Origin of the sequence: Nocardiopsis sp. TNDT3, from assembly GCF_003427465.1 — a bacterium.
Classification (GTDB): Bacteria; Actinomycetota; Actinomycetes; order Streptosporangiales; family Streptosporangiaceae; genus Nocardiopsis; species Nocardiopsis dassonvillei.
Window position 1 is genome coordinate 1 of the sequence record NZ_QPFC01000912.1, and the last position, 7,185, is coordinate 7,185.

The following is a 7,185-nucleotide window of genomic DNA, read 5'->3' on the forward strand; positions in this document are numbered from 1 at the left end:
CCTCCCCGCGGAGGTGGGCGCCGAGATCCGCTGCAACCTCGTGGACGGGGGCATGAACTACGGCGTGACCATCACGACCACCTCGGTCGACGGCGACGACGTCCAGTGGGACATCGAGGTCGACGACCAGCCCCTGTAACCGCGAGGGCCCGCCCGGCCCCGTCCGGGCGGGCCCGGCTCCCGGGGTACGCGACCACTCCGGGGGCGACGAACTCAGAGCACCCCGGCGCCCGCCTCGCGCGGCACGCCGCGGACCGCGTGCACCGGCTCCACCCGCGTGGAGAACTGCGGCACCCAGGTCAGGTCGGTGCCCAGCGCCTGGTCGGGATAGGCCTCGTTGTGCGCCCGCACCAGGTCCACCTCCGTGACGCGCCCGCGGCCGTCCTCCATCACCGCGTTCCCGTGCTCCACGATGTCGGTGCCGCCCCAGTTGCCGACGATCTCCCCGGCCGTGATGCCGTCGTGCAGGTCGAACAGGTTGTTCTCCGCGTACAGGTGCGACTCGAAGCCCGCCCCCAGGCTGTACTGGTACAGGTCCGTGGCCACCGTGTAGTGGTTGTTGTAGACGTGCACCTGCCCGTAGCGCACGCGGGGCGCGCGCTGGCCCAGGCTGTCGAAGTGGTTGTGGTGCCAGGTGGTGCGCAGGTACCCGCGGTCGGTGGTGCGGCCGTCGCTGTTGCCCACCAGGATCGCCTTGTCCCGGCCGTCGAAGTGGTTGTACGACACCGTCACCAGGTCGCTGGCGCGCACGATGTCCAGCAGGCCGTCGTGCACCTCGTAGCGGCGTCCGAAGTACTCCGGCAGCTCCGAGCCCGGGTTGTCGCCGTCGTCGAACGTGTTGTGGTCGATCCACACGTTCGTGGAGCCGGAGACCTCCAGGTGGTCGTACTCGGAGTTCCAGTTGCCCTCGCCGCCGTCGCCGGGGTCCCAGCCGGGGAAGCAGTCGTGCGTGTCGGACAGGGTGAGGTTGCGCAGGATGACGTTGCGCGCGCCGACCACCCGGATGCTCATCCCGGTGATCTCGGCGCCGTCCCCGGCCCCGACCACGGTCGTGTTGGAGCCGACCTCCACCCGGATCCGCTCCGCCTGGGCGTCGGCAGAGGCCTCGCGGGCCTCCTCCAGCGGGCCGCTGGGGTCCTGCCAGCCCCACACCCCGGGGTCGTAGGCGGCCAGGTAGCCCTCCAGCGTGTAGCCGTCCACGGCGTAGTCCCCGCACGACAGGGGCGTGCCGTCCGGCGCCGTGTTCGCGTCGATGAGACCCTCGACGTAGACGATCTTGGGCTCGTCCCCGCTCACCGCCTCGCGGAACTCCTGCGCCGTGGAGACGCGGAAGACGTTCTCCGGGGAGGCGTCCGCGCCTCCCGTCGTCCCGCCTCCGGCCGAGGCCCAGCCGTCGCCCTCGGGCAGGACCTGCCTGCCCACGTCGGGCGCCGCCTGGACGGGCGCGACAGCGGTCATCACCAACACCGCGCTCAGAGGGAGTGCGAGCCTGCGCATGTTTCTTCTCCTCAGGGGGGACTGCAAACGGTTGCATGAACATCTCCCAGGAGTCGGACCGGCGTCAACCCCTCCCACCCGGGAAAACCCCGGAAAAACAGGCACCGAACCTCAAAGTACGCACTGGTCAACCACAACCGCTTGCCAGTAACCTCGGAGCCGTTCCCCACCGAAGGAGGCCACGGGTGGCCGTGACCATCAAGGACGTCGCCCTGGCGAGCGGGGTGCACGTCTCCACCGTCTCCCGGACCTTCTCCGCCGCGCACCTGGTCAACGCCGACACCCGGACCCGCGTGCTCGCCGCCGCCAGCGCCCTGGGCTACCGGCCCAACCGCGCCGCGCGGGCCCTGTCCACCCGCCGCACCGGCAACCTGGGGCTGATCGTCGCCGACATCGCCAACCCGTTCTTCCCGCCCCTGATCAAGGCCGCGCAGGCCCACGCCCGCCGCAGCGACCACCACGTGTTCGTCGCCGACACCGACGAGCAGGCCCGCGTGGAGGAGGAGCTGATCCGCTCCATGGCCACCCAGGTGGACGGCGCGCTCCTGGTCGCGCCGCGCCTGAGCAACCGCCTGATCGCGGAGCTGAGCGCCGACGTGCCCTTCGTCGTGGTCAACCGCCAGCCCGCCGGGCTGCCAGCCGTCCTCATGGACGTGGCCTCGGGCGCCGGGCAGGCCGTGGACCACCTCGCCACCCTCGGCCACCACGAGATCGCCCTGCTCACCGGACCGCGCGCGTCGTGGACCAACCAGCGCCTGGAGCGCGCGGCGGAGGAGGCCGCCCTGCGCCGCGGCCTGGTCCTGCACGGCGTGGGACCCAACCAGCCCACCGAGGAGGGCGGCGCGGCCGCCGCCCGGGAGGTGCTGGACCTCGGCGCCACCGCCGTCCTGGCCTACAACGACCTGGTCGCCCTCGGTCTGGTCCAGGAGCTGCGGGACCTGGGCGCGTCCGTGCCCGGCGACCTCAGCGTCGTCGGCGTCGACAACACCCACACCGCCCGGCACTGCGACCTGACCAGCATCGACATGCCCACCGCCGCGGCCGGACGCTCCGCCATCGACCTGCTGCTGCACCGCATCAGCAGCGGGGACTCCCCCGGCACCGTCACCCTGGACACCCGCCTGGTCGTGCGGGGGTCCACCGCTCCCCCGCCCGCCTGAACACGGAGGACGCGGAGCCCCGAAGCGAACACGTCCGGGCGCCCGGACACGGGCGAAGCGGAGCGGAGCCCCAAAGCGAACGGGGCCCCGCCGTGGCGGGGCCCCGTTCGCGGGTCGGGGTCAGGCGTAGGAGTGCAGACCGCTGAACATGTAGTTCACCGCGAAGAAGTTGAACAGGATGGTCGCGAAGCCCACCACGTTGATCCACGTGGCCTTGGGTCCGCGCCAGCCGCCGGTGGCCCGGGCGTGCAGGTAGGCCGCGTAGATCACCCAGGAGATGAACGACCAGACCTCCTTGGGGTCCCAGCCCCAGAAGCGGCCCCAGGCCTCGTCGGCCCAGATGGAACCGGCGATGATGCCGAAGGTCCACAGCGGGAAGGCGAAGAGGATGAACCGGTGGGAGATCCGGTCCAGCAGCTCGGGGCTGGGCAGGCGGCCCGCGATACCGGCCACCCGCTCGCCCAGCGCGCGCCTGGCCTCGGCCCGGTGCGCCACGAGGTAGGTGACGCCGGCCGCGCCGGAGACCATGAAGGCGCCGCCCGCGATGATCGTCGCGGTCACGTGGATGGGCACCCAGTACGAGTGCAGGGCGGGGATGAGCGGGCCCGGGTCCACATACAGCCAGCGGACGCCGATGCCCAGCAGGACGAGCACCGGGACCAGCACGAACGCGCCCAGGAAGCGCGCCTGGTACCGGTAGGAGGCGAAGAGCAGACCGCCCACCGCGACCAGGCACAGGGCCACGACGAACTCGAACATGTTGCCCCAGGGCCAGCGCCCGGCGGCCAGGCCGCGGGCGATGATCTGGGCGACACCCATCACGAAGCCGAACGTCGTCACGCCCAGGGCGATCTTGCCCAGGACGCTCTGGGAGGCCCTGGCCTCCACCTCGGTGCTGCGGACGTTGACCTTGATGCCGTCGTCGGCGCCGGACTCGGCACCGGCGTTGACCGGCATGAGCCGACCGGCCTTGAGCCTGGTGCGTTTTCCGTAGGCGGCCTCGATGGCGAAGAGGAACAGCGCAGCCGCGTACGTGACGATCATCGCGATGATCAACGAGTCACTGACTGACGTCATCACCTCGTCCACCTGTGCGGCGAGTGTGTACGTCACCGGTCACTCCCTTGTGTGGTCGACTCTGGCGGGTCGGATGGCGGATGGGGGTCGGAGCCCGGAGCGGGGTCCGGGTCGGAGTCCGGGCCGGCAGTCGGACGGCTGTCCGGTCCGGAGCCGGATTCCCCGTCGGACCGGCTCCGGAGCCGTCCGGCGAGTTCCGTGGTGAGTTCGTGGAACTCCACGTTGTTCCCGGCCGCCTCGGTCTTGCCCAGGGCGGCCAGCTCCACGTGGGTGCGGCCGTCCCCGCCCCTGGTCGCGCGCACCCACACGCGGCGCGGGCGGACGAACAGGGTGACGATCAGCCCGGCGACGGCCAGGGAGGCCGCGGTCAGCGCGGGCAGCCGGGCGCCGTCGCGGTTCATCTGGAGGCTGACGTACTCCTTGTATCCGGAGAAGGTGATCGACCCGGCGCCCTCGGGCAGCTCCCAGGTGTCCCCGATCTCCATCACGGGGGAGCTGCCCAGCTCCTCCATGCCGCCGGTGCGCAGCTGGTAGACCGACTGCGGGTCGATCAGCCCCAGATCTCCCCGGTAGCCCTCCAGTGTGATCCGGGGGTTCTGGGCCCCGGGGAAGTTGGAGACCATCTCCCCCTCGGGCGTCTCCACCGCGCTGGGCAGGAACACGCCGACGAAGCCGAGCTGCTCGCCTCCGGTGTCGGGCACCTTGACCACGCCGTCGGAGGTGTAGGAGGCCGTGTCCCGGTGCAGGAAGGGGACCGCCTGGTCGAAGACCAGGTCGCCCTCGGCGTTGCGCACCTCGAACTCCGGCGCGTACCCGTGGCCGAGCAGGTAGACCTGCACGCCCGCCACGCTCAACGGGTGGTTGACCTCCAGCCGGTGCCGCTCCTGCGGCGCGTCGGGCGCCTCCCTGTAGGTGAGGTCGGCGACGTAGGACTCGGCCTGGCCGCGCAGGCCGCCGTCCTCGATGAAGGAGGCCTCGAAGTCGTCCAGGTGGATGGAGAAGGGTTCCAGGGAGTCGGTGTCGGTCCAGTGCCCGGGGTAGATCGCGTCGTAGGAGGTCAGGGTGTTGGCGAACCCGTCGCCCTCCACCAGGAGCATGTTGCCGCGGTAGCCGAGGAAGGACCCGGCGGCCAGGGCGAGCAGCAGGCCCAGCAGGGCGAGGTGGAACAGGACGTTCCCGGCCTCGCGCAGGTAGCCGGTCTCGGTGGAGAGGGAGTCGCCGTAGCGCTCGGTCCGGTAGCCCCGCAGGACCCTGCGGGACTGCTCCAGCACCGTCTCGGGGTCGGCGTCGGTGGTGAACGCGGCGGCGTAGGGCATCCGGCCCAGGTTCTTGGGCGTGTGCACCGGGCGGGCCCGCACCGCGCGGGCGTGCGCCAGCGCCCGGGGGAGCACGCAGCCCGCCAGGGAGACGAACAGCAGCAGGTAGATCGCCGCGTACCAGGGCGAGGAGAACACGTCGAAGAGGTAGAACCGGTCCAGCCAGGGCGCCAGTTCGGGGTTCTCCTGGAAGTAGGTGTTGACCTCGTCGACGCTCACCACGTTCTGCGGCAGGATCGAGCCCGGGATGGCCCCGACCGCCAGCAGGAACAGCAGGATCAGGGCGGTGCGCATCGAGGTCAGGGTGCGCCAGATCCAGCGCAGCCAGCCGACCGCGCCCAGGCCCTTGGGGCGCGGTCGGGCGCCCTCCCCGTTCTGGGCGGCGGTCCCGGCCCCTTGGTCGTTCGCGGTCGTACTCATCAGATCACCGTCTGGAAGTCGGCGGCCCAGCCCTGCATGGCGATGGTCAGCTGCGTCCACAGGCCGGTCACCATCGCCAGGCCGACCAGGACGAGCATGGCCCCGCCGATCACGGTGACCGTGCGGGTGCGGCGCTTGAGCCAGTCGAAGGTGCCCAGCGCGCGCCGGTAGAGGAGGGAGGCCAGGACGAACGGCAGCCCGAGGCCGACGCAGTAGGCCAGGGACAGCAGCATGCCGCGTCCGGCGCCGCCCTCGACGAAGGCGAGGGTCTGCACGGCGGCCAGGGTCGGCCCGATGCAGGGGGTCCAGCCCAGGCCGAACAGGACGCCGAGCAGGGGCGCGCCCGCCAGTCCGGCGCGCGGCAGGCGGTGGAAGCGGAACTCGCGCCCGAAGCCCGGGACGACGCCCATGAAGGCCAGGCCCAGGACGACGGTGAGGACGCCGAGCACCCGTGTGATGGGGTCGGTGTAGTCCATGAGGATCTCACCGAGCCAGCCGATGAAGCCGCCGACGGCGACGAACACCAGGGTGAACCCGGCGATGAACAGGACGCTGCCCGTGACCATGGTCCAGCGGCGGGAGGCCAGTTCGGCGTCGACGTCGGCGACGGTGGCGGTGCCGCCCCCCGCGGTCGAGGCGGTGCGCTCGCGCACCTGGGTGCCGCTCATCCCGGTCACGTAGGACAGGTAGCCGGGCACGAGAGGGAGCACGCAGGGCGAGAGGAAGGAGACCAGGCCCGCGGCCAGGGCCAGCGGGATCGCGGCCAGCAGGGAGCCGGTGAGGACGGTGGTGCCGATGGGGTCCATCAGCCCTCGTCCCCGGAGCCCTGGTCCGCTTCGGACGGCGCGTCCGACGGCCCGGCCGAGGGGTCGGCCTCCTCCGGGGAGGCCGTCTGCCCGGCCTCCTGCTCCGCGACGCGGGGGCGCTCCTCCGGGTCGCCGAAGTCGAACTCGACCACCAGCGGGTTGAGCAGCTCGGTCAGCTGGCCGTAGGTGGTCGGGCCGATGACGCGGGCGGCGATGCGGCCCTCGGGGTCGATGACGAGCGTGCTGGGGATGGAGCGCGGGGGCACGGTGTCGCGGAAGGCCTGGGGCACCGCGCCGGGCTGGTCGTACAGGCTCGGGTAGGGGACGCCCATGCTCTCCTGGTAGGACCGGGCGGCCGTCTCGTCGTCCTTGATGTTCACGCCGAGGAAGTCCACGCCCAGGTCCGCGTACTCGGCGTGCACCTCGTCCAGGACCGGCTGCTCGGCGCGGCAGGGGCCGCACCAGCTCGCCCAGACGTTGAGGACGACGATGCCGCCCTCGTAGTCGCCGAGGGAGACCTCCTCGCCGTCGAGGGTGGTGCCGGTGACCTCGGGGGCCTCGGTGCGCTCGGCGGCCTCGAAGGTGGTGGCGCTGCCGTCTCCGGAGATGAAGCGGTTTTCCTCGTCGCTGGCCTGGATCTCGTTGCCCCCGGCACAGCCGGTCAGGGCGAGTACGGCGGCCAGTCCGGCCGCCGCCAGGCGCGGCACGGCACGGCTTCGGCGCGTACCGGTGCTGGTGCTGGGCATCGAGGGGACCTCGCGAACGGGGTGTGAACAGGGCGGACTACAACAACGACAAAGTGTAGTAGATGCCCTGGGACCCGTTCGGCCGCCCCGGCACAAGGGGGAACCGCGGCCGGTGGGGGTGGGGGACGGCCCTGCGGCGCTCCGGACGGCGCGCGTCGGGAGG

General features: G+C 71.9%; 7 protein-coding genes. 2 read left to right on the forward strand and 5 right to left on the reverse strand.

Annotated elements, in window-relative coordinates:
• The first annotated feature begins 13 nt into the window (after positions 1–13).
• Complete coding sequence (locus tag DQW06_RS21545; protein WP_255418258.1) at positions 14–139, forward strand: DUF4333 domain-containing protein; 126 nt, start codon at positions 14–16, stop codon at positions 137–139.
• Between the two features lie 74 nt (positions 140–213).
• Here DQW06_RS21545 and DQW06_RS21550 read toward each other — a convergent pair whose 3' ends face one another.
• The gene (locus tag DQW06_RS21550; protein ID WP_071621183.1) at positions 214–1,497 is read right to left on the reverse strand and encodes a polysaccharide lyase family 1 protein; all 1,284 of its coding nucleotides are present in this window, start codon (positions 1,495–1,497) and stop codon (positions 214–216) included.
• Between the two features lie 185 nt (positions 1,498–1,682).
• Between DQW06_RS21550 and DQW06_RS21555 the strand changes: the two genes are divergently transcribed.
• Positions 1,683–2,657, forward strand: a complete 975-nt coding sequence (locus DQW06_RS21555; protein ID WP_071621180.1) for a LacI family DNA-binding transcriptional regulator — start codon at positions 1,683–1,685, stop codon at positions 2,655–2,657.
• Between the two features lie 120 nt (positions 2,658–2,777).
• On the opposite strand, the gene ccsB is transcribed toward DQW06_RS21555, so the two are convergent.
• Genes ccsB through DQW06_RS21575 form a run of 4 tightly spaced genes read right to left on the reverse strand, consistent with a single transcriptional unit; the run spans position 2,778 to position 6,983 of the window.
• The gene (gene ccsB, locus DQW06_RS21560; protein WP_013155999.1) at positions 2,778–3,770 is read right to left on the reverse strand and encodes a c-type cytochrome biogenesis protein CcsB; all 993 of its coding nucleotides are present in this window, start codon (positions 3,768–3,770) and stop codon (positions 2,778–2,780) included.
• The gene (locus DQW06_RS21565) at positions 3,767–5,470 is read right to left on the reverse strand and encodes a cytochrome c biogenesis protein ResB (RefSeq protein WP_117199193.1); all 1,704 of its coding nucleotides are present in this window, start codon (positions 5,468–5,470) and stop codon (positions 3,767–3,769) included. The genes ccsB and DQW06_RS21565 overlap by 4 nt, the downstream gene beginning before the upstream one ends.
• Complete coding sequence (locus DQW06_RS21570) at positions 5,470–6,276, reverse strand: cytochrome c biogenesis CcdA family protein (protein ID WP_013155997.1); 807 nt, start codon at positions 6,274–6,276, stop codon at positions 5,470–5,472. Before DQW06_RS21570 ends, DQW06_RS21565 begins: the two co-directional genes overlap by 1 nt.
• Positions 6,276–6,983: a TlpA disulfide reductase family protein gene (locus DQW06_RS21575; RefSeq protein WP_041553387.1), complete on the reverse strand. Its 708-nt coding sequence runs from the start codon at positions 6,981–6,983 to the stop codon at positions 6,276–6,278. Before DQW06_RS21575 ends, DQW06_RS21570 begins: the two co-directional genes overlap by 1 nt.
• Positions 6,984–7,185 lie beyond the last annotated feature (202 nt).

Coding starts and splice junctions, on each gene's coding strand:
- DQW06_RS21550 (WP_071621183.1), bottom strand. CDS start 1,497: ATGCGCAGGCTCGCACTCCCTCTGAGCGCGGTGTTGGTGATGACCGCT.
- DQW06_RS21570 (WP_013155997.1), bottom strand. CDS start 6,276: ATGGACCCCATCGGCACCACCGTCCTCACCGGCTCCCTGCTGGCCGCG.
- DQW06_RS21565 (WP_117199193.1), bottom strand. CDS start 5,470: ATGAGTACGACCGCGAACGACCAAGGGGCCGGGACCGCCGCCCAGAAC.